15 protein-coding genes and 1 pseudogene are annotated in these 24635 nt (G+C 74.8%); 4 read left to right on the forward strand and 12 right to left on the reverse strand.

Annotated features, from left to right (window positions below):
• Positions 1-88: 88 nt before the first annotated feature.
• A complete protein-coding gene (locus OTB16_RS02590; protein ID WP_267718073.1) occupies positions 89-2314 on the reverse strand; it encodes an ATP-dependent DNA helicase UvrD2 in 2226 nt (741 codons plus the stop codon).
• 99 nt (positions 2315-2413) lie between these two features.
• Between OTB16_RS02590 and OTB16_RS02595 the strand changes: the two genes are divergently transcribed.
• Positions 2414-2674 (forward strand): mycoredoxin, encoded by a 261-nt coding sequence (locus OTB16_RS02595; RefSeq protein WP_267718075.1) that lies wholly within the window; start codon positions 2414-2416, stop codon positions 2672-2674.
• A gap of 102 nt (positions 2675-2776) precedes the next feature.
• Here the strand turns inward: OTB16_RS02595 and nudC are convergent, their stop codons facing one another.
• The 5 genes from nudC to OTB16_RS02620 form a co-directional block, all read right to left on the reverse strand.
• Entirely contained in the window at positions 2777-3733 is a 957-nt protein-coding gene (gene nudC / locus OTB16_RS02600) for an NAD(+) diphosphatase (RefSeq protein WP_267718077.1), read from the reverse strand.
• 70 nt (positions 3734-3803) lie between these two features.
• Positions 3804-5210 carry a dipeptidase gene (locus OTB16_RS02605; RefSeq protein ID WP_267718078.1) on the reverse strand — a complete coding sequence of 469 codons (1407 nt, stop codon included), beginning with the start codon at positions 5208-5210 and terminating at the stop codon, positions 3804-3806.
• A 10-nt stretch (positions 5211-5220) separates the two neighbouring features.
• The gene (locus tag OTB16_RS02610) at positions 5221-8697 is read right to left on the reverse strand and encodes a UvrD-helicase domain-containing protein (protein WP_267718080.1); all 3477 of its coding nucleotides are present in this window, start codon (positions 8695-8697) and stop codon (positions 5221-5223) included.
• A 79-nt stretch (positions 8698-8776) separates the two neighbouring features.
• Positions 8777-12238, reverse strand: coding sequence for an ATP-dependent helicase (locus OTB16_RS02615; RefSeq protein WP_267718082.1), 3462 nt, complete (start codon positions 12236-12238; stop codon positions 8777-8779).
• Between the two features lie 270 nt (positions 12239-12508).
• The gene (locus OTB16_RS02620) at positions 12509-12874 is read right to left on the reverse strand and encodes an MGMT family protein (RefSeq protein ID WP_267718084.1); all 366 of its coding nucleotides are present in this window, start codon (positions 12872-12874) and stop codon (positions 12509-12511) included.
• A gap of 158 nt (positions 12875-13032) precedes the next feature.
• Here OTB16_RS02620 and OTB16_RS02625 point away from each other — a divergent pair, with 158 nt between their 5' ends.
• On the forward strand, positions 13033-15840 hold the full coding sequence (locus tag OTB16_RS02625; protein WP_420717594.1) for a flippase-like domain-containing protein: 2808 nt from the start codon (positions 13033-13035) through the stop codon (positions 15838-15840).
• A 131-nt stretch (positions 15841-15971) separates the two neighbouring features.
• Here the strand turns inward: OTB16_RS02625 and OTB16_RS02630 are convergent, their stop codons facing one another.
• The gene (locus OTB16_RS02630) at positions 15972-16358 is read right to left on the reverse strand and encodes a hypothetical protein (RefSeq protein WP_267718412.1); all 387 of its coding nucleotides are present in this window, start codon (positions 16356-16358) and stop codon (positions 15972-15974) included.
• Here OTB16_RS02630 and OTB16_RS02635 point away from each other — a divergent pair.
• Together OTB16_RS02635 and OTB16_RS02645 are read left to right on the forward strand one after the other, a co-directional pair.
• A pseudogene (locus OTB16_RS02635) lies at positions 16311-16562 on the forward strand (molybdopterin dinucleotide binding domain-containing protein); the annotation flags it as partial. The gene OTB16_RS02630 and the pseudogene OTB16_RS02635 sit on opposite strands and share 48 nt — an antisense overlap.
• 307 nt (positions 16563-16869) lie before the next feature.
• Positions 16870-18465 (forward strand): alpha/beta hydrolase, encoded by a 1596-nt coding sequence (locus OTB16_RS02645; protein ID WP_267718088.1) that lies wholly within the window; start codon positions 16870-16872, stop codon positions 18463-18465.
• A gap of 79 nt (positions 18466-18544) precedes the next feature.
• Here OTB16_RS02645 and moeZ read toward each other — a convergent pair whose 3' ends face one another.
• The 5 genes from moeZ to OTB16_RS02670 all read right to left on the reverse strand — a co-directional run bounded on the left by moeZ (position 18545) and on the right by OTB16_RS02670 (position 24434).
• Positions 18545-19723 carry an adenylyltransferase/sulfurtransferase MoeZ gene (gene moeZ / locus OTB16_RS02650; protein ID WP_267718090.1) on the reverse strand — a complete coding sequence of 393 codons (1179 nt, stop codon included), beginning with the start codon at positions 19721-19723 and terminating at the stop codon, positions 18545-18547.
• 63 nt (positions 19724-19786) lie between these two features.
• Positions 19787-20542 (reverse strand): spherulation-specific family 4 protein, encoded by a 756-nt coding sequence (locus tag OTB16_RS02655; RefSeq protein WP_267718092.1) that lies wholly within the window; start codon positions 20540-20542, stop codon positions 19787-19789.
• Positions 20530-21537, reverse strand: coding sequence for an NAD-dependent epimerase/dehydratase (locus tag OTB16_RS02660; RefSeq protein WP_267718094.1), 1008 nt, complete (start codon positions 21535-21537; stop codon positions 20530-20532). The genes OTB16_RS02655 and OTB16_RS02660 overlap by 13 nt, the downstream gene beginning before the upstream one ends.
• A 132-nt stretch (positions 21538-21669) precedes the next feature.
• The gene (locus OTB16_RS02665) at positions 21670-22860 is read right to left on the reverse strand and encodes a hypothetical protein (RefSeq protein ID WP_267718096.1); all 1191 of its coding nucleotides are present in this window, start codon (positions 22858-22860) and stop codon (positions 21670-21672) included.
• Complete coding sequence (locus tag OTB16_RS02670; protein ID WP_267718391.1) at positions 22857-24434, reverse strand: DUF3492 domain-containing protein; 1578 nt, start codon at positions 24432-24434, stop codon at positions 22857-22859. Before OTB16_RS02670 ends, OTB16_RS02665 begins: the two co-directional genes overlap by 4 nt.
• Positions 24435-24635: the final 201 nt, after the last annotated feature.

The raw sequence follows: 24635 nt of genomic DNA on the forward strand, positions 1-24635 counted from the left end.
TCAGGGGCTTCGGAGAAGCCACCGTTTCCGTTGCTAAGAACCTATGGGGCTTCGCTGGGCATGTGCAAACTATTTTTCCGACGAGTTTCTACGCGTCGTCAGCTTTCTCGGCGCCGGGCTCTTGACCTGCGCAGATGGCCAGGACATCGGCTCCGTACCGGTCGAGCTTGCGGGCGCCGACACCGGAGATCATCGAGAGCTCTCCGCCCTCGGACGGCGCGGCCTCCGCGATCGCCATCAGCGTCCTGTCCGTGAAGACGCAGTACGCGGGCAGGCCCTGCTCCTTCGACTGGCCCGCGCGCCAGTCCCGCAGCCGCTCGTAGAGCCCTTCGTCCATGTCGGAGGGACAGCCATCGCAGCGCGTCAGTTTCAGCTCGCCGGCCTCGGTCAGCGTCCTGCCGCAGACCCGGCACAGCACCGGGCCGCGGCGGCCGCGCTTGCGGGGGCTCCGCTCGGCCGCGGCGGCCGTCCCGGCTCCCGGGGCCGCGGAGCCGGGCCGCAGGCCGTTCAGGAAGCGGCTGGGACGCCTGGAGGCCCGTCCGCCCGGAGCGCGGGAGAGGGCCCACGAGAGGTTCAGGTGGTGCCGGGCCCGGGTGACGCCGACGTAGAGCAGCCGGCGCTCCTCCTCGACCTGCTCGTCGGTCTTCGCGTACGTGATCGGCAGCATGCCGTCGGTGAGGCCGACGAGGAACACGGCGTCCCATTCGAGGCCCTTCGCCGCGTGCAGCGAAGCGAGGGTCACACCCTGGACGGTCGGGGCGTGCTGGGCGGCCTTGCGCTCGTCCAGCTCGACCGTCAGGTCGGCCAGGGTGGCGCCGGCCCGGGCGCGGGCGAAGTCCTCCGCGAGGCGCACCAGCGCGGCCAGCGATTCCCACTGGTCGCGCACGGCACCGGAGCCGGCGGGCGGCTCAGCGGTCCAGCCGGTGGAGCTGAGCACGGCCCTGACCTGGGAGCCGAGCTCGACGACGTCGTCGAGCAGCGGGTCGTTCCCACCGGAGCGGGCGGCTCCGCGCAGGGCGAGGATCGCCTTCTGGACCTCGTTGCGCTCGAAGAAGCGCTCGGCTCCGCGCAGCTGGTAGGGGACCCCGGCGTCGGCGAGGGCCTGCTCGTAGACCTCGGACTGGGCGTTGATGCGGTAGAGCACGGCGATCTCGCCGGCCGGTACTCCCGCCGCCACCAGGTCCCGGACGCGGCGGGCGACGCCCTCGGCCTCGGCGGGCTCGTCGGGGTACTCGGCGTAGACCGGGTCGGGGCCGGCCTCCCGCTGGGAGACGAGCTCGAGGCGGTGCTCGGCGGCGCGGCCCTTGGCCTGGTTCAGCAGCCCGTTGGCGAGGTGCACGACCTGGGGGGTGGAGCGGTAGTCGCGGACCAGCTTGACCACGGTGGCCTGCGGGTAGCGGGTGCGGAAGTTCAGCAGGTGGTCGGGGGTGGCGCCGGTGAAGGAGTAGATCGTCTGGCTGGCGTCGCCGACCACGCACAGGCTGTCGCGCTCGCCGAGCCACAGCTCGAGCAGCCGCTGCTGGAGCGGGCTGACGTCCTGGTACTCGTCCACGACGAAGTGCTGGTACTGCGCGCGGATCTGTTCGGCGATGTCGTGGCGGTCCTGGAGGATGGCGACCGTGAGCAGCAGCACGTCCTCGAAGTCGATCATGCCGCGGTCGCGCTTGAGCTGTTCGTACATCGCGTAGATCTGGGCTGTCTCGGCCGTGTCCCGGGGGGCTTCGCGGCCGGACTTCAGGACGGCGGCCGGATAGTCGGCGGGGACGGTCTGGGTGACCTTGGCCCACTCGATCTCACCGGTGACGTCGCGCAGCTCGTTCCGGTCGAGCCGGACCCGGCAGCGCGCTCCGGCCTCGGCGACGAACTGGACCTTGCGTTCCAGCAGCCGGGGCATGTCTCCGCCGATCGCCTTGGGCCAGAAGTAGTGGAGCTGGCGCAGGGCGGCGGAGTGGAAGGTACGGGCCTGGACCCCGCCCGCACCGAGGCCGCGGAGCCGGCCGCGCATCTCGCCGGCGGCGCGGTTGGTGAAGGTGACGGCCAGCACGCTGGCCGGCATGAGCTGGCCGGAGTGGACGCCGTAGGCGATGCGGTGGGTGATCGCGCGGGTCTTGCCGGTGCCTGCGCCGGCCAGCACGCACACCGGCCCGCGCAGGGTCGTCGCGACCTCGCGCTGCTCCGGGTCGAGGCCCAGGAGGACCGCGTCGGCCGGGTCGGCGGCGGCGGGGAAGGACGGGGAGTGCGTTGCTGATGTCACCCCGCCATGCTGCCAGGTCCGGTGGGGCGGACGGGAAGGCTGTCCACAGGCCGCCCGCATCCGTCGTACTTACGGGAATGGCCCGGCGGTCGCGTACGTTCGAGTTACTCGGAGACTCGGAGCTTCGGACCGCCGGGGCCGCACGAAGGAGAGCGCAGCATGCAGGAGACGGGCACCGTCACGATGTACAGCACGACCTGGTGCGGCTACTGCCGCCGGCTGAAGAGCCAGATGGACCGTGAGGGCATCGCGTACAACGAGATCAACATCGAGCTCGACCCGGAGTCCGCCGCGTTCGTGGAGAAGGCCAACGGCGGTAACCAGACGGTTCCCACCGTGCTCGTGAAGTCCTCCGCCGGCAAGGAGTCCGTCATGACGAACCCGAGCCTGGCCCAGGTCAAGCAGGCCCTGGCCGTCTGAGCGCCCCCCGCACCCACCAGAGAGGCCCCCGCCGAGGCGGGGGCCTTCTGCCGTGACGATCCTGCTGTGAAGAACGTTACGGAGCCGCAACGTGCGCCGCGGCTACGCGATCGGCCGCGGCAGCGGCTCGCCGTACCAGAGCTCGACGAGGCGCGCCGCGATGGAGACGCCGGACGGGGGCAGGACCTCGCCCTTCTCGATCGCCTCGCGCAGGTCCGCGCGCGAGAACCAGCGGGCCTCCTGGATCTCCTCGCCGTCCACCGTGATCTCGGACGTGGTGGCGCGGGCCGTGAAGCCCAGCATCAGGCTGTACGGGAAGGGCCACGGCTGGCTGGCCACGTAGGCGACGTCGCCGACCTTGACGCCCGCCTCCTCCCACACCTCGCGGACGACGGACTGCTCGATCGACTCGCCCGGCTCCACGAAGCCGGCCAGCGTCGAGAAGCGGCCCTCGGGCCAGTGCACCTGGCGGCCGAGCAGCGCGCGGTCGTGCGCGTCCGTGACCAGCATGATCACGGCCGGGTCGGTGCGCGGGTAGTGCTCGGCGCCGCAGCCCGGGCAGCGGCGGATGTGTCCGGCGGCCGCGACCACCGTGCGCTCGCCGCAGCGGGAACAGAACCGGTGCATCCGCTGCCAGTTCTCCAGCGCCACCGCGTGCACCATCAGGCCGGCGTCGCGCGGGGACAGCAGCAGCCCGGCCTCGCGCAGTCCGGCCGGTCGGGCCGACTGGTCGATGCGGCCCGGCAGCGAGTCCTTCTGCAGCGCGAAGTACCGTACGCCGTCCTCGTCGGTGCCCAGGAAGTAGCGGTGGGTCTCGGTGACCGGGGCCTCGAAGGCCGGGGTCATCACGATCGCGGTGCCGCCGTCGGGGGTGTCGTCGATCAGGACCTGGCCGCCGGATACCACGAAGACGCGGGTGTTCGGGTGGCTCCAGGCGGCGGCGAGCCACGCCTCGTCCAGGCGGTGGTGCGCCGCGCGGTCGACGCCGCTGGGCGCGGCGAGCGAGATCGGGCGCTCGGGCTCGGTACGGGTGCTCACAGGTACTTCCAACTCCCCCATTGGTAGGGCATGGCAGGCTCGGCGGGGTGGTGCTCCGGGCGGCAGGTGTGCCGGCGCCGGACCGCGGGCCTCAGGCGGGTGTGCGGTGGGTGGCGGCCAGGTCGGCCCAGAGGTAGGCGGTGGTCTCCACGCCCTTGAGGAGGAGGTCCAGCTCGACCTTCTCGTTCGGGGAGTGCCAGCCGTCCGAGGGCACCGAGATGCCGAGGAAGAGGACCGGGGCGCCCAGGACGTCCTGGAGGTCCGCGGCGGGCCCGGAGCCGCCCTCGCGGGTGAAGCGGACCTTCTGGCCGAAGGCGCGGCCCATGGCCCGTACGACCGACCGCAGCGCCGGGTGGTCCAGCGGGGTCAGGCACGGGCGGGTGGGGGCGCCGAAGGTGACGGAGTAGCGGATCCCGGCCGGGACCCGCTCCTCGAGCCAGCGCTCGAAGGTCGTCTCGACCTCGTACGGGTCCTGCCCGGACACCAGGCGGAACGACAGCTTCAGGTGGGCGGAGGCGGGCACGATCGTCTTGCCGCCGGGGCCCTGGTAGCCGCCGCCGATGCCGTTGACCTCGGCGGTCGGGCGGGCCCAGACCCGTTCCAGGGTGGAGTAGCCGGCCTCGCCGGCGGCCGCGTGCGACTTGGCCGTGCGCAGCCACTCGGACTCGTCGAAGGGCAGCTCCGCGATCAGCTCGCGCTCCGCTTCGGTCAGCTCGGCGATGCCGTCGTAGAAGCCGGGGAGGGTGACCCGGCCGTCCTCGTCGTGCAGCGCGGCGACGACGCGGGCGGCGACGGCGGCCGGGTTGGGCACGGCCCCGCCGAAGGCCCCGGAGTGGATGTCCTGGTCCGGGCCCTGGAAGTCGATCTCGCAGTCGGCGACGCCGCGCATGCCGGTGCAGACGGTGGGGGTCGTCTCGGACCACATGCCGGTGTCGGAGACGATCACGACGTCGGCGGCGAGTTCGGCGGCGCGGGCCTCGACCAGCTCGCGGAAGTGGACGGAGCCGGACTCCTCCTCGCCCTCCACGATCAGCTTGAGGTGCACGGCGGGGGCGGCGGCGCCGGTGGCGGCCAGGTGGGCCCGTACGCCGAGGGTGTGGAAGAACACCTGCCCCTTGTCGTCGGCCGCGCCGCGCCCGTACATCCGGCCGTCCTTGACCACCGGGTCGAACGGGTCGGTGTGCCAGCCGTCGGCGCGGGCCGCGGGCTGCACGTCGTGGTGCCCGTACACGAGGACGGTCGGGGCGTCCGGGTCCTCGCTCGGCCAGTGCGCGAAGACGGCCGGGGCGCCCGGGGTCTCCCAGACCTCGGCGACGGGGAAGCCGGTCTCCTTGAGCTTCGCGGCGAGCCATTCGGCGCTGCGGCGTACGTCGCCCGCGTGCTCGGGCTGCGCCGAGACGGAGGGGATGCGGAGCCACTCGGCGAGGTCGTCGAGGAAGGCGGCGCGGTGGGTCTCGATGTACGTGCGGACGACGCTGTCCGGCGGGCTGTCGCTCATGCCCACGAGCCTAGCCGTCCGTCCGGTGGTCACCGTCCGTGCCCGATTCGCCTTGGAGGATCCGCTCAAGGCGGGGCCGGTCGGGGAGGTCGCGGGGCCGGATCACGCGGCCGCTGCGGACGTGGAGGAAGACGGCGGCGACCCGGTCGAGGGGGGTGCTGGTGGCTTCCGCCCAGGCGAGGCGGTAGACGGCGAGCTGGAGCGGATCGGCCTCGGTGGTGCGGCCGGTCTTCCAGTCGACGATCTCGTACGAGCCGTCGGGGTTCCTGTAGACGGCGTCGATCCGGCCCCGGATGACGCGGCCGGCCAGGGTGATCTGGACCGGGGCCTCCATGCGGTGCGGGGGCCGGTCGGCGTACGGGCTGCGCTCGAAGGCGGCCTTGAGGGAGGCGAGGTCGGCCTCGTCGGCGATCTCCTGGTCGGAGCCGGGCAGCTCGGTGGCGGGGTCGAGGACGTCGAGCATCGGGAGGGGCAGCTCGTCGAACCGGGACTCCACCCAGGCGTGGAACCGGGTGCCCAGGCGGGCGGCGGGCTGCGGCGGCTTGGGCATGGGGCGGGCGAGGTCGCGGGCGAAGCCCTGCGCGTCGGCCGCGAGCCGGAGCAGCTGGCTGGCGGACAGCGCGGCGGGCAGCTCGACGTCCCGGACGGCCGCACGGGCACGGCGGAGCTCGCCCTCCAGCGCGTCGAGGTCCCGGTCCCAGGAGGCGATGGCGCGGGCATCCTCCGGAGTCGGGCGCGCTCCGGCCGGCCCGGCGGCGGGCGGGGGCGCGGGGGTCGCCGTGGGCCCCGGCCGGGCGGCCCAGGGGTCGTCGGCCCAGGGGTCGTCGGCCTCCGGGTGCGGGCGCGCGGACGGACCGGCCGGGGCGGGGTCCTCGGGGGCGTACGGGTCGGTGTCCGGCCAGGGGGCGTCGTCGTGGGAGGGGTCCTCGCAGTCCGGCGGCCACAGGTACGGCTCGTCCCCGGCGGGCTCCGGCGGCGGGGCCGCCAGGTAGGACTCCACCACGGCCGCCGCCGCGCGGCGCAGCCGCAGGGAGTCCCGGTCCAGCGGGAGCGGCCAGGAGTGGTCCGCCTCGGCCTCGTCGGCCAGCGCCGGGTTCTGCGCGTCGGCGTCGGGCTCGGGGGCCCAGGCGTCGATCTCCCCGAACCCGGCGGCGCAGTGCCCGTACAGCGTGGTCAGGAACTCGGACGGCCCGCGCCGCTTCTTCTGGGTCGGGCCCCACCAGTGGCCGGAGGCCAGCAGGAGGGAGCGCGGGCGGGTGAAGGTCACGTAGCCGAGGCGGAGCTCCTCCACGGCCTTGTGTTCCTTCAGGGCGGCCTTGAACGACTTCAGCCCGGCCGAGGTCCAGGGCGGGTCCCCCGGCAGGGTGGGGGCGTCTCCGCGCAGCGCGTACGGGAGCACCTTGGCGTACGAGGTCCAGGACTCCGGCGGCTTCTCCTTGGGGAAGGAGCCCGCGCACAGGTCGGGGACGACCACCACGTCCCACTCCAGCCCCTTGGACTTGTGGGCCGTCAGGACCTTCACCGTGTTCTCGCCGCCCGGCAGCGCGTGGTCCAGGCCCTTCTCGTACTGGGCGGCCGTCCGCAGGAAGGCCAGGAAGGCGAGCAGCGAGGCCTCACCATCCAGGGCGGCGAAGCCGGCGGCGACGTCCATGAAGTTCGACAGGGTCTCGCGTCGGCGGGCGGCCAGCGCGTGCGGGGACGCGGACAGCTCGACCTCCAGGCCGGTCGCCGTCAGCACCCGGTGCAGTACGTCCATCAGCGGGTCCGCGAGAGAGCGCCGCAGGTCGCGCAGCTCCTGGGCGAGGTGCGCGAAGCGGACCCGGGCCTCCGCCGAGAAGGGCAGGTCGTCGGGGGCCTGCCCGGCACCGTCGAGGAACGTCTCGAGGGCGTCGGCCAGCGACACGATCTCCGCGGGGTCCACGCCCTCGACGGCGGCCGCGAGCCGCTCGTCGGCGTCCGTGTCCGGTCCGCCGGACGTCCGGCCGACCAGCAGCCGCGCCCGGCGGCCCAGCAGGGCCAGGTCGCGCGGGCCGATCCGCCAGCGCGGGCCGATGAGGAGGCGGACCAGGGAGGCGTTGGCGCCGGGGTCCTGGAGGACCTCGCAGACGGCGACCAGGTCGGCGACCTCGGGCAGGTGCAGGAGTCCGGAGAGGCCGACGACCTCGACGGGGACGTCCCGGTCCACCAGGACGGCCTGGATGCGCGCGAAGTCCCCGGCGGAGCGGCACAGCACGGCGATCTCCCGCGGCTCCGTCCCGGTGCGGACCAGGTGGGCGACGGAGTCGGCGAGCCACTCCAGCTCTTCGGCGTGCGTCGGCAGCAGGGCGCAGCGGACGATGCCGTCGCGCTCCGCGCCCGGCGCCGGGCGCAGTGCCTCGACGCCCTCGTGCATGGCGCGCAGCGGGGCGGCGAGGTCGTTGGCCAGCTCCAGCAGGCGGCCGCCGCTGCGCCGGTTCTCACTGAGCGAGAACCGGGTGGCGGGACTTCCGCTTGCGTGCGGGAAGTGCTCGGGAAAGTCGTCGAGGTTGGCCACGGAGGCGCCGCGCCAGCCGTAGATCGCCTGGCAGGGGTCGCCGACGGCGGTCACGGCGTGCCCGCTGCCCGCGCCGAAGAGGCCGGACAGCAGCAGCCGCTGCGCGACGGAGGTGTCCTGGTACTCGTCGAGCAGGACCACCCGGAACTCCTCGCGCAGCAGCGCGCCCACCTCGGGGCGGGTGGTGGCGAGCCGTGCGGAGAGGGCTATCTGGTCGCTGAAGTCGAAGAGGTCGCGGGAGCGCTTCGCGGTGCGGTAGCGGGAGACGAGCTCCAGCAGTTCGAGGCGGCCGCGCACGGCCTCCGGCACCTTGCGCAGGTCTTCGTTGCTGAGCTTCGTGCCTGCCAGGGTGTCCAGCAGGGCGGTGTCCCAGGCGCGCAGCTCGGGCGGCTCGACCAGGTGCTCGGAGAGCTCGGCGTCGAGCGCGAGCAGGTCGCTGACCAGGTCGGGGACGGACCTGGTCAGCGAGGGGTACGGGCCGGGGGCCTCGCGGAGCACCTTCGCGGCGAGCTGGAAGCGGGTGGCGTCGGCGAGCAGGCGGGAGCTGGGCTCCAGGCCGATGCGCAGGCCGTGGTCCTTCAGCAGCTGGCCGGCGAAGGCGTGGTACGTGGAGATGCGCGGCTCGCCGCCGGCCGCGTCGGCGTCGGCCGGGGAGGGGTCCGGGTCGGTGACGCCGGCCCGCGCGAGGGCCTTGCGCACGCGCTCGGCCAGCTCGCCGGCGGCCTTGTTGGTGAACGTCAGACCGAGGACCTGCTCGGGCGCGACCGCCCCGGTGCCCACCAGCCAGACCACGCGGGCGGCCATGACGGTGGTCTTGCCTGAGCCGGCGCCCGCGACGATCACCTGGGGGGCGGGCGGCGCGGTGACGCACGCCAGCTGTTCGGGCGTGAAGGGGATGCCGAGGAGCTCCTTGAGCTGCTCGGGGTCGGCGAGGACGGCACTGCGCGCGGACACGTGAAAAGGCTAGCCGCCCGCGCTGACACTCCCCGCCGACCGGCCCCCGGGCGAGGGCCCCGCCCGGGGTCGTACGGCATCACTCGACCGTCTGGCGGCCTTCCGGGCGTGCGCTGCACGAGCTGCGGAAGGAGCAGTGGTCGCAGTGGCGGCCGACGGCGGGTGCGAAGCGTTCGTCCAGGACCCGTCCGGCGGCGGTGGCCAGCAGGTCGCCGACCCATTCCCCGTCGAGCGGCTGCTGCGCCTGGATCCTGGGCACGGCGTCGCCGCCGTCCCGTACGGCCGCGCCCTGGCGGAGCTGGACCAGTTCGGCGCCGCCGGGGGCCGGGCGCAGGCCGTCGAAGGCCTCGTCGACGGCTCCCTCGCGGACGGCGAGCTGGTAGACGGCGAGCTGGGGGTGGCGGGCGACCTCGTCCTTGGTGGGCGACGCCTTGCCGGTCTTGAAGTCGACGACGTACGCGCGCCCCTGCGGGTCCGCCTCGACGCGGTCCATGGATCCCCGGATGCGGACGGCGTACTCGCCGGCGTCGAGGGTGACGTCGAACTCGTGCTCCGTGGCGACGGCCTCCCGGCCGCCCCGGTCTGTGGTGTGCCAGCGCAGGAAGCGCTCCAGGGCGGCGCGGGCGTTCTCCTTCTCCTGGGCCGACTTCCACGGGGCGTCGAAGGCGAGGGCGTCCCAGACGGAGTCGAGGCGTTCCATGAGGACGGCGAGGTCGGCGGGGGTGCGGCCGGAGGCCACCTCGTCGGCGAGTACGTGGACGACGTTGCCGAAGCCCTGGGCGGCCGTGGAGGGGGCGTCGGCCTTGACCTCGCGGCCGAGGAACCACTGCAGGGAGCACGTGGTGGCGAGCTGCTCCAGGGCGCTGCCGGACAGGGCGACGGGCCGGTCCCGGTCGCGCAGCGGGACGGCGCTGCGGGTGGGCTCGTACAGGCCCCACCAGCGCTGCGGGTGCGCGGCGGGGACCAGCGGGCGGTCCTCGTCATCGGTGAGCGCGGCGAGCCGGGCGAGGCGGCGGGCGGCCGCGTCGCGCAGGGCGGGCGAGGCCTCGGGGTCGACGGTGGTGGCGCGGAGCTCGGCGACGAGCGCCGGGACGGCGAGGGGCCGTCGGGGGCGGCCGGTGACGTCCTTGGGCGGTACGCCGAGCTCGGTGAGGAAGCGGGAGGGCTGGTCGCCGTCCTCGGCGGGGGCCTTGACGGCGGTGACGACGAGGCGCTCGCGGGCCCGGGTGGCCGCCACGTAGAAGAGGCGGCGCTCCTCGGCGAGCAGGGCGCCGGGGGTGAGGGGCTCGGCGAGGCCGTCGCGCCCGATGCGGTCGGCCTCCAGCAGGGAGCCGCGGCGGCGCAGGTCGGGCCACAGGCCCTCCTGGACGCCGGCGACGACGACGAGGGACCACTCCAGGCCCTTGGAGCGGTGGGCGGTCATCAGCCGGACGGCGTCGGAGCGGACCGCGCGGCCGGTGAGGGTGTCGGCGGCGATGTCCTCGGCTTCGAGCTGTTCGAGGAAGTTGAGGGCGCCGCTGCCGCCGGTGCGTTCCTCGGCGCGGGCCGCGGTGTCGAAGAGGGCGCAAACGGCGTCGAGGTCGCGGTCGGCGTTGCGGCCGGCGGCGCCGCCGCGGCGGGCGCTCCGCTCCAGGCGCTGCGGCCAGGGGGTGCCGTCCCAGAGGGCCCAGAGGGCCTCCTCTGCGGTGCCGCCGCCCTGGAGGAGCTCGCGGGCCTTGCGCAGGAGCAGGCCGAGGCGCTGGGCGCCGCGGGCGTAGGCGGGGTCGTGTGCGGTGAGCCGCTCGGGCTCGGCCAGCGCGCGGGCGAGCAGGACGTCGGAGGGCGCGGGCACCTTGACGCCCGCGGCGCGCTCCTCGTCGCGCAGGGCCCGGCCGAGGCGGCGCAGGTCGGCGGCGTCCATCCCGCCGAGCGGCGAGGCGAGCAGCGCGAGGGCCGCCTCGACGCCGACCCACCCCTCGCCTGCCGCATCGCCTGCCGCATCGCCTGCGGCGGGCTCTGCGGGGTCACCGGCGGTGGGCTCGGACGGCTCGGTGCCGGCGAGGGCGTGGTCCGGGGCCTCGCCCGCGGCGGGCGCCGCGGAGCCGGGCCCGGGCAGCCCGGCGCCGCAGGCGGACCCTTCGGCGGCTGCGGCGCCCGGGTCCGGGGCCGGGTCCCGGTCCGGTTCCGGTGCGCGGGGGGGCGGGAGGAGGTGCGGGCCGGCGTTCGTGGCCGCGGTGCGCAGGGCCGTCAGGAGCGGGGCGACCGCCGGTTCGTGCCGCAGCGGGGAGCCCGAGGCGTCCGTCTCGGTCGGGACCCCCGCCGTGTTCAGGGCCCTCCGCATCGCCGGGAGGGTGCGGCCGCCGGAGCGGACCAGGACGGCCATGTCCTGCCACGGCACCCCGTCCTCCAGGTGGGCCCGGCGCAGGATGTCGGCGATGTTGTCGAGCTCCGCCCCGGCGGTGGGGTACGTGTACACCTCGACCCGGCCGCCCTCCCGTACGGGCTGGAGCGCGCGGTGGGCCCGTACGGCGGCGGACGGCAGCCGCGGCACCGGCATGCGGGTGGTGAGCAGGCGGGTGGCGGCCAGCAGGGCCGAGCCCGAGCGGCGGCCCACCGTCAGCGCGCGGACCGCCGCGCCCGGGAAGGCCGACTCGAAGTCGAGGACGTTGTTGATGTCGGCACCGCGGAAGGCGTAGATCGACTGGTCGGGGTCGCCGAAGGCGATCAGCGTGCCGCCGGGGCCGGTCAGCGCCCGCAGCAGGCGCAGCTGGGAGGCGTCCGTGTCCTGGTACTCGTCCACAAGGATCACGTCGTACGCGGAGGCGAGCGACGGGGTGCGTTCCGCGAGAAGGACCGCGCGGTGGAGGAGTTCCGCGTAGTCCAGCGTGCCCTGCATGTCCAGGACGTCCAGGTACTCGGAGAGGAACGCCGCCGCCGCCTTCCAGTCGGGGCGCCCGGTCCGGGTCGCGAAGGAGTCGAGGGCGGCCGGGCCCAGGCCCAGCTCGCGGGCGCGGGCCAGCACCGCGCGGACCTCGTCGGCGAAGCCGCGCGTGGTCAGCGCGGCCCGCAGGTCGTCGGGCCAGCGGATGGACCGGATCCGGCGCTGGCCCTCCAGCAGGGTGCGGACCATCACGTCCTGCTCGGGGCCGGACAGCAGCCGCAGCGGGTCGGCGAAGAGGTCGGTGTCCTGGTGGGCGCGGACCAGGCCGTAGCAGAAGGAGTGGAAGGTGGTGGCCTGCGGCGCCCGTGCGCCGCCGAGCCGCAGGGCGGCCCGGTCGCGGAGTTCGACGGCGGCCTTGCGGCTGAAGGTGAGGATCAGGACGCGGGCCGGGTCGGTGCCCGCCTCCACGCGGGCGGCGACCGACTCCACCAGCGTGGTGGTCTTGCCCGTGCCCGGTCCGGCCAGGACCAGCAGTGGTCCGCCCGCGTGGTCAACCACCGCGCGCTGCGCTGCGTCCAGAACAGGGGGATCCACCCGTTCCGGCCCGGTGCGCACGAGGCGGTACGCGTCGGGGGTCCGCGTGCGCCGCCGTGCGGTGCGGTCGGAGGAAGAGGTGATCACGTGAGCTGCCGGTCCTGGTGGGTCTGCGGGTGGTACGGGGGCCGCGGTGCCCGCCGCGGGCGGGCGGTCCGCGCGGTGCGGCGGGGTCGCGGGGGGTACCGCGGGGGCCCCGGCGGCGGCTGCCGCGACGTTCGCCGCGACGGCTCCGGCCGGGGCCGAAGGGGCAACGCTACGTCAACCGCGCGCCCCCGCGCAGTTCCTCCGCGTCCCCCGTACGGGCCTTCGCACGCGCGCTCGACCGCCCGTCCGGGCCGCGCATGGCCGAAGCTGTCAGGTGTGAGCCTCGTCGCGCTTGTCGTCCCGTCCGGGGTCCGGGCTCCCGTCCCAGCGCGCCCGGCGCATGTCCAGCCGGGGCCCGCCGCCGGCCGTCCGGCGCAGCGGCGTGGCCTCGGCCCGGTAGTGCTCCAGGGCGCGCAGCTCGCTTCCGGGGAGCGGTACGCCGTCCGCCCGCACCACGCGCCACCAGGGCACGGCTCCCCCGTACAGGGCCATGACGCGCCCGACTTGGCGCGGACCGCCCTCGCCGAGCCACTCGGCGACGTCCCCGTACGTCATCACCCGGCCGGGCGGAATCCGCTCGGCCACCTCCAGCACGCGCTCCGCGTACGCGGGCAGCTCCTCGCTCATTCGGCCCATGGTGCAGTACGCCGGCCGCCCATTCGCGGAAGATTGTGTTCCGCACCGGCGCGCACCCTGATGCCCCGCGCTCCCGTCGGTCCGTGCCACCATCTTCCGGGCGGTGACTGGTGATACGTGATCAAGAAGAGACGGAAGTGACGACGAAGGAGCAGGGTGTGAGCCCTCCGGACGGCGCGGATCCAGACGATGGCGCACGCCCGGACGACGGCCCCGCCCCGCGCCCGGACCGACCGCGCCCGGACCGCTGGAAGCCGGACCACCGGCGTCCGAACGGCGACCGCGAGACCGACGGACCGCAGGGCCGCGACGGCGACCCCGAAGACCCCGAAGGCCCCGGCGCCGGAGCCCCCGGCGACGAGCCCGAGGGCCCGCACGGCCACGCGCCGACGGAGGCCGACCGGGTCGAGGTCGACGAACCGCTGCTCGCGGCCCGCGTGCACCGCCCCTCCGACCTCGTACGGCTCCTCGTCGGCATCCTCGGCATCGCCGTCGTGCTCGGCATCGCCGCCTTCGCCCACGGCACGACCGCCGGCCTCCAGGCCGACATCAAGGAGGGCACGGGCGCCGCCCCTGACCTGCTGATCAAGGTCGCCGCCCTGGTGTCCAGCATCGCCGTGCTCCTGCTCCCGGTGGCCTTCGCCATCGAGCGGCTTATCAAGCGCGACGGGCTGCGCATCGCCGACGGCGTGCTCGCCGCCGTCCTCGCGCACGGGGTGACGCTCGCCACCGACCTGTGGGTCTCCCAGGCCGCCCCCGGCACCATCCAGGAGGCCCTGACCCGCCCCGCCGGGGCCGGCGGGGCCCTCACCGATCCGGTGCACGGCTACCTCGCGCCGGTGATCGCGTACATGACCGCCGTCGGGATGACGCGCAGACCGCGCTGGCGGGTGGCGCTGTGGGTGGTCCTGCTGCTCGACGCGTTCACGATGCTGGTCAGCGGCTACACCACCGCCTTCTCGATCATCCTTACGGTGCTGCTCGGCTGGAGCGTCGCGTACGGAACCCTGTACGCGGTCGGCTCGCCCAACGTCCGGCCCACCGGGCAGACCCTCCTCGCGGGACTGCGCCGGGTCGGGTTCCGCCCGGTCAGCGCGATGCGCGCGGAACAGGGCGACGGGGCCGAGGCGAGCGAGGTCAGCGACCGGGGCCGGCGCTATCACGTCACCCTGGAGGACGGCCCGCCCCTCGACGTCACCGTCGTCGACCGCGAGCAGCAGGCCCAGGGCTTCTTCTACCGGGTCTGGCGCCGGCTCACCCTGCGCGGCATCACCCAGCGGCGCAGCCTGCAGTCCCTGCGGCAGGCGCTGGAGCAGGAGGCGCTGCTCGCGTACGCGGCCATCGCGGCCGGGGCGAACGCGCAGAAGCTGATCGCCACCTCCGAGCTGGGCCCGGACGCCGTGATCCTCGTGTACGAGCACCTGGGCGGCCGGACCCTGGACTCCATCCCCGACGAGGAGATCACCGACGAACTGAGCCGCAATGCCTGGGAGCAGGTACGGGCCCTGCAGTCGCGGCGGATCGCGCACCGGCGGCTCACCGGTGACGCCCTGGTGGTGGATCGTTCCGGCAACGTCATCCTCACCGACCTGCGCGGCGGTGAGATCGCCGCCGGTGACCTGGTGCTCCGGATGGACATCGCACAGCTGCTGACCACGCTCGGCCTGCGGGTCGGCGCGGAGCGGTCGGTGGCGTCGGCGGTGTCGGTGCTCGGCCCGGACGCGGTGGCGGACTGCCTGCCGCTGCTCCAGCCGATCGCGCTGAGCCGCTCCACCCGGGCCACGCTGCGCAAGCTGGCGCGGGAGCGGGCGGACCGGGAGCGGGAGGCCGTACTGGAGTCCTCGCGGGCGGCGAAGGCGGCGCGCGAGGCGGACGCGGCGGCAGCGGCGGCGACGTCCGCCTCCGCCGACCGGAAGGCCGAGAAGCGGGCGCTGGACGACGCGCTGGACGGGGCCCGGGAGGAGGACCTGCTGAGCCAGATCCGCCAGCAGGTGCTGCTGATCCGCCCGCAGGCCCCCGTGGAGCCGGCCCGGCTGGAACGGATCCGGCCGCGCACGCTGGTGTCGTTCATCGCGGGCGCGTTCGGTGCGTACTTCCTGCTGACGCAGCTGGCGCACGTCCCTCTCGCGGAGACCGTCGGGGAGGCCCAGTGGGGCTGGGTCGGGGCGGCCCTCGCCTTCTCGGCGCTGAGCTACTTCGCGGCGTCGATGAGCCTGCTGGGCTTCGTACCCGAGCGGGTGCCGTTCCTGCGGACGGTCGTGGCGCAGGTGGCCGGGTCGTTCGTGAAGCTGGTGGCTCCGGCGGCGGTCGGCGGTGTCGCGCTGAACACCCGGTTCCTCCAGCGGGCGGGGGTCCGGCCGGGGCTCGCGGTCGCGAGCGTCGGGGCCTCGCAGCTGTTCGGGCTGGCCAGCCACATCCTGCTGCTGCTGTCGTTCGGCTACCTGACCGGCACCGAGAAGACCCCGCAGATGACCCCGTCCCGGACGGTGATCGCGGGTCTGCTGACGGTGGCGGTGCTGGTGCTGGTGGTGACGGCGGTCCCGTTCATGCGGAAGTTCGTGGTGACGCGGGTACGGGCGCTGTTCGCGGGCGTGGTGCCGCGCATGCTGGACGTGCTCCAGCGGCCGCAGAAGCTGGTGACGGGCATCGGCGGGATGCTGCTGCTGACGGGCTGCTTCGTGATGTGCCTGGACGCGTCGATCCGGGCGTTCGGGGGCGGCGAGGCCATCAGCTACGCGAGCATCGCGGTGGTGTTCCTCGCGGGCAACGCGCTGGGGTCGGCGGCGCCGACGCCGGGCGGCATGGGCGCGGTGGAGGCCACGCTGACGCTGGGCCTGGTCGCGGCCGGGCTGGAGAAGGAAGTGGCGATCTCGGCGGTGCTGCTGTTCCGGCTGGTGACGTTCTGGTTGCCGGTGCTGCCGGGGTGGATCTCGTTCAACTTCTTGACGCGCAAGGAAGCCATCTAGCGTCCCGGCCGGGGCACCGGTATCCGGGGGCCCGCCCCTCCCGGGGCCGGCCCCCGCTCCCCCTCCCGGGGCCCGGCCCCGGACCCATCAGGGCTCGGCCCCGGACCCCCTACGGCGCTGCGCGCCGCGCCTCAAACGCCGGCGGGGCTGAAATTGGCACCGTCCGCTCGGGCCTTGGCAGCGGCGGGGGCCGTATCCAGCCCCGCCGGCGTTTGAGGCGCGGGGGTCGGGGCGGAGCCCCGGGGGTTGGCCCGGGGGTCAGAAGGTGAGGGGCAAGGCCAGGAGGCGGCGGCGCGGGCGAGGTAGGCGGCGAAGGGAAGGGCCAGCCACGGCGAGAGGCAGGCGGCCACCGCCAGGGCGACGGCGTGGTAGGCGGCCGAACCACGGTGGTAGGCCCGCGAGTTCCGCTCCCGGATCATCGTCTTCACGTACGGGACCGTCCCCGCGAAGTACAGCAGGCAGGCCAGCGCCGGCGCGGCGGACTCGGCTTCGCCGGCGAGGACCCGGACGCGCCGCACAACTGGCCGCGCGTGCTGAACGTGTGGCGGGCCAACCTGCTCGGCTCCAGCTCCAAGGGGAACGAGTACTTCCTCAAGCACCTCCTCGGCACGCACTCCAACCTCCCCGAGGACGGCCCGCGCTGCACCCCGAAGGACGTGGCGTACCGGGACGAGGACGTCGAGGGGAAGCTGGACCTCCTGATGTCGATGGACTTCCGACTCCACCACGCCGTCGGCCCGATGGGCGAGCCCCTGGCCGCCCGGGTGACCCGCTGGGACCGCGGCCTGCCCCAGTACGGCGTCGGCCACCGCGACCGCGTCGCCCGCATCCGCGAGGCGGCCTCCGGGCTGCCCGGACTGGCGCTGTGCGGGGCGGCGTACGAGGGCGTGGGCGTGGCCGCCTGCGTGGCGACGGGCCGGGCCGCCGCCCGGCAGGTGCTCCTCGCGCCCTGACCCGCGCCCGGCCCGCGCAACCCCCGTTCGGGTCAGCGCGGGGGCGCGCCGGGCGAAGCGCGCACAGGATGGGCGCATGTCGAGAAACGCCTTGCGGGCCACCGCTGCCGCCGCCCTCGCCGCCGCGCTGCTCACCACCAGTGCCTGTTCCGACAGTGGCGACGAGGAGAAAAAGAAGGCCGGCGGCGCCAAGGGGGCCGAGCCCCTCAAGTGGGGCGAGTGCGAGGCCCCGACACCCGCCGAGGGCGGCGGGCCGGCCCCGGGCAAGGACTGGCAGTGCGCCACCCTCGACGTCCCGCTGGACTACGCCAAGCCCGAGGGCGAGACGATCCCGCTCGCCCTCATCCGCGCGAAGGCCCGCGACCAGGACAACCGCCTCGGCTCCCTCGTCTTCAACTTCGGCGGCCCCGGTGGCTCCGGCCTCACCACCCTCCCGGGCGCCGCCAAGGAGTACGAGGCCCTGCGCGCCCGGTACGACCTGGTGAGCTTCGACCCCCGCGGGGTGGGCCGCAGCGCCCCCGTCCGCTGCGAGGACGACAAGCAGCTGGACGCGTACTACGCCCAGGACTCCTCCCCGGCCACCCCGGAGCAGGAGAAGGCGTTCGTCGACAACATCAGGAAGTACCAGCAGGCCTGCGAGACGAACTCCACGAAGGTCCTCCCGCACGTCGGCACCTCCAACGCCGCCCGCGACCTGGACCGCATCCGCCAGGCCCTCGGCGACGAGAAGCTGAACTACTTCGGCATCTCCTACGGCACCGAACTCGGCGGGGTCTACGCCCACCTCTTCCCCAAGAACGTCGGCCGGGCCGTCTTCGACGCCGTCGTGGACCCGACCAAGACCTCGGAGGAAGGGGCCCTGGGACAGGCCGAGGGCTTCCAGCTGGCCCTCGGCAACTTCGCGCAGGACTGCGTGGACCGCGGCGACGCCTGCCAGCTCCAGGGCAGCACCGCCAAGGAGATCGAGCAAGGCGTCATCAAGCTCCAGAAGGACCTGGCCGCGAAGCCCATCGCGGGCATCGGCGACCGGATGCTCACCGAGAGCGCCGCGACGAACGGCATCGCCCAGGCCCTGTACTCGAAGGAGCTGTGGCCCCTGCTGGAACAGGGTCTGGACGAGGCGGGCGGCGGGCAGGGCCAGCTGCTGATGGCCCTCTCGGACGCGCTCAACGGCCGTGATCAGCAAGGCCATTACAGCAACATCGGCGCCGCGAACACCGCGATCAACTGCGCGGACTCCAAGGAGCGCTACACCCTGGCGCAGACCAAGGCCAAGCTGCCGGCGTTCCGCGAGGCGTCGCCCGTCTTCGGGGACTTCCTCGGCTGGGCCATGATGGGCTGCACCGACTGGCCCGTCGCGGGCGCCTGGGAGACCCCGGACGTGTCCGCCCCGGGATCCGCCCCGATCCTCGTGATCGGCAACACCGGCGACCCGGCCACCCCGTACGAGGGCGCCCGCAAGATGGTGGAGCGCCTCGGCCCCGGCGTCGGCGTGGAGCTCACGTACGAGGGCGAGGGGCACGGCGCCTACAACAGCGGCGACAAGTGCGTCCAGCAGGCCGCGAACACGTACCTGCTGGACGGGAAGCCCCCGCCGGCCGGCACCGTGTGCACCGCGGCCCCGGACCCCACGGGAACGCCCGTCGCCCCGCAGCAGCCGCAGAGCGGCTGACCGGTCCGGAAACGCCGCAGGGGCCGTACGGCGCTTCGAGCGCGGTACGGCCCCTGCGGATCACCGGGTGCGGGCGGGTCTAGTAGACCGGCTTGTCCGGCTCGATCTGGTGGACCCAGCCGATGACGCCGCCGCCAACGTGCACCGCGTCCGAGAAGCCCGCGGACTTCAGGACCGCGAGGACTTCCGCACTGCGGACACCCGTCTTGCAGTGCAAGACGATGCGCTTGTCCTGCGGCAGGTCCTGGAGGGCGGTGCCCATCAGGAACTCGCCCTTGGGGATCAGCTTCGCGCCGGGGATCGAGACGATCTCGTACTCGTTGACCTCGCGGACGTCGATGATCTCGATCGGCTCCTCGCTGTCGATCCACTCCTTGAGCTGCTTGGGAGTGATCGTCGAGCCGAGGGCCGCCTCCTGGGCCTCCTCCGACACGACGCCGCAGAAGGCCTCGTAGTCGATGAGCTCGGTGACGGTCGCGTTCGGACCGCAGACCGCGCAGTCGGGGTCCTTGCGGACCTTGACCTGGCGGTACTGCATCTCCAGGGCGTCGTAGATCATCAGACGGCCGACCAGCGGTTCGCCGACACCCGTGAGGACCTTGATGGCCTCGGTGACCTGGATGGACCCGATGGACGCGCAGAGCACGCCCAGTACGCCGCCCTCGGCGCAGCTCGGGACCATGCCCGGCGGGGGCGGCTCGGGGTAGAGGCAGCGGTAACACGGGCCGTGCTCGGACCAGAAGACCGAGGCCTGGCCGTCGAAGCGGTAGATCGAGCCCCACACGTACGGCTTGTTCAGCAGCACGCAGGCGTCGTTGACCAGGTAGCGCGTGGCGAAGTTGTCCGTGCCGTCGACGATGAGGTCGTACTGGCTGAAGATCTCCATCACGTTCTCGGCTTCGAGCCGCTCTTCGTGGAGGACCACGTTCACGTACGGGTTGATGCCGAGTACGCTGTCGCGGGCCGACTGGGCCTTGGAACGGCCGATGTCCGCCTGGCTGTGGATGATCTGGCGCTGCAGGTTCGACTCGTCGACCTCGTCGAACTCCACGATGCCCAGCGTGCCGACGCCGGCCGCGGCCAGGTACATGAGGGCGGGCGAGCCGAGGCCGCCCGCGCCCACGGCCAGCACCTTGGCGTTCTTCAGGCGCTTCTGGCCGTCCATCCCGACATCCGGGATGATCAGGTGGCGGGAGTACCGACGGACCTCGTCAACGGTGAGCTCAGCAGCTGGCTCTACCAGGGGTGGCAGCGACACGGGGACTCCGTAGATGTGAACGTCTGAACGGTGGTTCTTCCCGTAACACTGCCACGCCCTCCTTCATTCCGAGACACCCGGTCCGATCCGCGAGACGATTTCGTCCCAGTACCCGGGCATCGAGGCCCACGGATCCCGGGCCGGAGTGCCGCGCCGGTCCGTGAACCAGACGGTCGCCGCGCCCTGCCAGCGGGCGATCCGCGTCGCCTCCTCCAGGTGCGTGCGGGGCACCCCGTGGACGAGGTGGCAGAACCGCTCCGGCGGGTGGTCGGCGGTCCACTCCGCGACCTGGGACCACCGGTAGTCGGCCCAGGCCCCGGAGAAGGTGACCAGCTGGTCGGCGGCTTCCACGTAGCCCTCGTACGGGTGCGTGCCCTGTCCGAGCACGATCAGCACCTCCTCGCCGAGACCGCGCAGGGCGTCCGACACCCGGCGCACCGCGGCCAGTTCGGCCGGTCCTGCCGGGGCCTGCGCCAGGTAGAAGCCGCCCACCCCGTACCAGTCCCGGAAGCGGTGGGCATCGGAGACCAGCTCCCCGAAGGACCGCTCCCCGTCCCGCATCGCGAGATGCCCGAGGACCGTGCCGCCCGAGCGGCGGAGTTTGACGGCGGCCTCGGTGCAGTGCGGGTCGGGGCGTCCGCCGGGACCGTCCGCGACGTTGAGCACCGCCCAGTGCAGTGGGGTGCCGGGGCGGGTCAGCTCGGCCCATTCGGCCGGCGCCAGGAGGGGGTGCGCGTAGCCGGGGATGCCGAGGCCCAGGCGGCCGGCCTCGGTCCCCTCGGCCAGTGCGGCCCCCGGCGGCGTGGTCAGATGCGGCACGCCGCCTCCATCCAGATGTCCGCGAGGGATTCCTCCAGGTTGATCCGCGGCCGCCAGCCGAGCCGGTCGCGGGCCGTGCGCACGTCGGCCTGCTGCCAGGCCCCGCAGCCGTCCGGGTACGGGTACGGCTGGGGCGCCTGCGCGGCGAGCTGTTCGGCCGTCGCCTCGGAGCGGGGGGATCCGATGGCGGCGAGGCCGGCCGGGCGGCCGGGGTGGGCGTGCGCCTGCGGTCCGCCGTGAGGGACGTCCAGCTCGTGCAGGGCGCCCCCGTACCCGGCGACCCGGGCCAGGACGGCGGCCGCGTCGCGCAGCCGGACCGCGCGGCCGGTGCCGATGTTGACGACGCCCTGGGCGGCGGAGAGGGAGGCGGCGTGCACGGCGCGCGCCACGTCCCGTACGTCCACGAAGTCGCGCTGCACGCCGAGCCCGCTGAGCTTGAGCTCGCCGTCCCCGGACTGCATCGCGCGGCGCATGGCCTCGGCGAGGCGGCCGAGCGGGGAGCCGGCCGGGGTGCCGGGGCCGACGGGCGAGAACACCCGCAGGACGACGGCGTCCAGTCCGGAGCCGAGCACCAGCTCGGTGGCGGCCAGCTTGCTGACTCCGTACGGTCCGCCGGGTCTCGGCACGGCGTCCTCGGCCGTGGACGATCCGGGCTGGCTGGGCCCGTACTCGGCGGCGCAGCCGAGCTGGACCAGGCGGGCGCCGCAGCCGCTGCGGCGCAGGGACTCGCAGATGGTGGCGACGGCGACGGTGTTGTGCCGGGTGAGTTCGCGGGCTCCGCCGCGGGTGGCTCCGGCGCAGTTGACGACGACGCCCGGGTGGACGGCGTCGAGGAAGCGGGTGAGCGCACCGGGGCTGCCGGTGGCGAGGTCGAAGCGGACGTCGGCGTCGTCGCCGCGGCCGAGCGCGGTGAGCTGGACGGCCGGGTCGGCGAGCAGCCGGTCGGCGACGTAGCGGCCGAGGTATCCGTTGGCTCCGATCAGCAGCACCCTCATCGCGTGGCCCCTTGGTTGGTTGGCTGGCCGGTCATGTCCTGTGTCTCCTTGCGGGTGGGTGGATGGGGCGGGGACAGGGGTACGCGCTTCGGCGTCGGCTCCGAAGAGCGGGGTCCGTCACGGGGACGGGGTTCAGGGCCGCGCATGTGCGGACGCGCGGGACAGGGTGAGGAAGGCGTGTACGAGGAGCCCCGCCGCGGCGGCGAGCGCCGCGGCCGGGACCGGGACCAGGGCGAGCGCCAGGGCGGCGGCGACCGGCCGCCGGCCGGCGCCGTGCCGCAGCAGCAGCCGGACCAGGAACAGCAGCACCGCGAGCGGCACGGCCGCGGCCAGGGAGGCCCCGGCGAGCGCGGCGGCCCCGGCGGCGGCCGCGGTGAACACCGCCACGCCCCCGGCGAGCAGCGGCCGGGCCCGGTCGGCGAACTCCCCCAGGCCGCGGCTCCCGGCCAGCCGGGACCGGGCCCGCGCGGCGAACGCTGCCGCGACCAGGTGTCCGGGGGCCACGGCCACCGCGAGGGCGACGGCCAGGGCCGGGCCGTGGCGGTACGCGGCCCAGCCGACGGCGGCCGCGGCCAGCAGGTGCGCGGTGAAGGGGAAGCGGCCGGCGGCCCGCCCGGGCCACACCAGGGCGGCGACGGCGGCGGCCGCCGCGGCGGCTCCCGCCCAGGGCTGCCCGGCGCCGGCCGCGCCGAGGGCGAGCGCCCCGGGCAGCAGCGCGAAGCCGAAGCCGCGCAGGGCCCGGGGACCGGTGGCGGCGCCGGCCGGGAGCGGTCCGGCGGCGGGGTCGGCGGCGGGTCCGGCGGCCTCGCCGCGGGGGGTACGGGCGTACAGCTCCTCGGCGAGCGAGAAGATGTCCCGGTGGCGGAACCGGGCGGCGGTCCGGTCGGTGATGCCGTGGGCCTCCAGCCCGGCGGCGATCTCCAGCGGGTCGACGGCCCGGTCGCACAGGTCCCGGTGGCGGTGCAGGAGCGCCTTGACGGGATCCCCGCCGGACCGCCGCACGGGGGCGGCGACGGGTGCCGCCCGGACCGGGCGCGGTGCGGGCGCCTGGGCGGCCACCGCCTCCGGACCCGGCACGAACAGCCCGCCCGGCACGGCCACCGCTTCGACACCCGGCACGAACAGCCCGTCCGCCACGGACACAGCCTCCGGACGCGGCACGAACAGCCCCTCCGGCACGGGCCCCGGACCCACGGCGGCATCCAGACCCACGGCGGCATCCGGCCCGGCCACCGCGGCCGGCCCCGTCACCGGCCCGTGGTCCCCGGCCGGGCGCGGGTCCGGGCCCGCGGCCGCGGCCGCGCGTTCGTCCAGGGTGGTCATGCGGTCGCCTCCGGCACGGGGGCCCAGGTGGGGGTGGTCCAGTGGCCGGGGACCCGGGCCTCCGGGGGCTGTGCGAAGGGGATCTCGCCGTCCGGGCGGGCGGAGCCGCGGGCGAGCAGGCGCAGGTAGACCTCCTGGAAGGCGGCGACGTTCTGCTCGACGGTGAACAGTTCCAGGGCCCGCGCGCGGGCCGCCGAGCCGAGCCGCTGGGCCCGCTCGGGGTCCCGCAGCAGGGAGAGGCAGGCGTCGGCGAGGGCCCGCGGGTTGCGGGGCGGGACGACGAGGCCGGTGCCGCCGATGACCTCCTGGACCGCGCCGACGTCGGTGGAGACGGTGGCCCGCGCGCAGAACATCGCCTCGGCCAGGGTGATCGGGAAGCCCTCGATCACGGAGGACAGCACGACGACGCGTCCGGAGCCGTAGGCCTCGGCCGTCGAGGGGGTGTCGGGGCCGCCGACCTCCTCGAAGGTGACGGGGTTCTCGCCCGCGGTCACGGCGTCGACGGCCTCGTCGGGGAACAGCTGGGCGGCCAGCGACCGGCAGTCGGCGAGGTACTGGGGGGCCACGGCCGTCGCGAAGATCCGCAGGCGGGCCCGGGGTTCGGCCCGGCGCACCTCGGCGAAGGCGTGCAGCAGGGCGATGAGGTCCTTGGCGGGCTCGATCCGGCCCACCCACACCAGCGTGTGGGGGTCCCCGCAGTCCGCGGTCTCCCCGACGGTGGCGAATCGGTCCGCCTCCATGCCCGGGTAGACCGTCCGCAGCTTGTCGCGCGCCGCCCCGCAGCGCTCCTGCCAGCGCCGGGCGTGCGCGTTCCCGGGGGTGAGCAGGTCGGCCCGGTCGTAGATCTCGCCGGCCAGCCGGACGTGGAAGGCGGCGAGCAGCGCCCTGACGGCGGGCCGGGAGTCGGGGCCCTGGCCGAGGTAGTGGGCCCGCAGCTGCACCCCGTACTCGGTGACCAGCAGCGGGACTCCGAAGAAGCGTTTGGCCAGCAGTCCGGGGAGCGCGGCCACTCCGCCCGCCGCCGCGTGGCTGATGTCGACCCCGCCGAGCCCGGACTCCCCGTACCAGTCGAGGGACAGCGGGCGGAGCACGCGCTCCAGTTCGTCCACGAACTCCAGCAGGTCGGGTACCTGGGCGGCCTGCACGGCACGGTGGGCGCCCGTCGCCCGGCAGGCGGACTCCACGGCCCGCACCGCGGACTCCGAGCGCAGGGCCGCGTACAGTCCGCCCTGTTCGCGGGCGAGTTCGGCCAGCCCGTACAGCCCGGCCGCGAAGGGCCGGGCCTCCCCGGCGCAGGTTCCGTGGACCAGCTCGCGGAAGGCTCCGGCGAACCGGCGCCGCTCGCGCCGGGAGTACGTCCGGCCGTCGTCCGCCGGGGCCCACAGGGGGGCCGTGCGGACCCGGGTGACGTGGTCGGGCAGCGGGACCCGGGTGCGCTCCTGCCCGGCGCTGCGGCTCAGCGCGTACAGCTCGAACTCGTGCTGCGGGAGCCCGCGCACGAGCCGGTCGCACCACAGCCTGGCCTCTCCGGTGGCATACGGATAACCACCTTCCGTGAGCAGTCCGATCCGCACGAGTGGCACCCCCGATCTCCCGTTCAGGCGGTCCCCGTCGGTCCGGTGACCCGCCGCGGATGAACTCAAGCGGATATGCCGAAGGCGGGGGTGTCGGAGTCCAGGACGGCGGAGCGGGCCGGGCCCGGGGCCGTGCCGCGGGTGGCGTGGACCGAGGCCGGCGCCCCGGTGCGGACGGTGGCGCGCGGCACGCCCTGCCAG

It is taken from the genome of Streptomyces antarcticus, assembly GCF_026627255.1.
Classification (GTDB): Bacteria; Actinomycetota; Actinomycetes; order Streptomycetales; family Streptomycetaceae; genus Streptomyces; species Streptomyces antarcticus.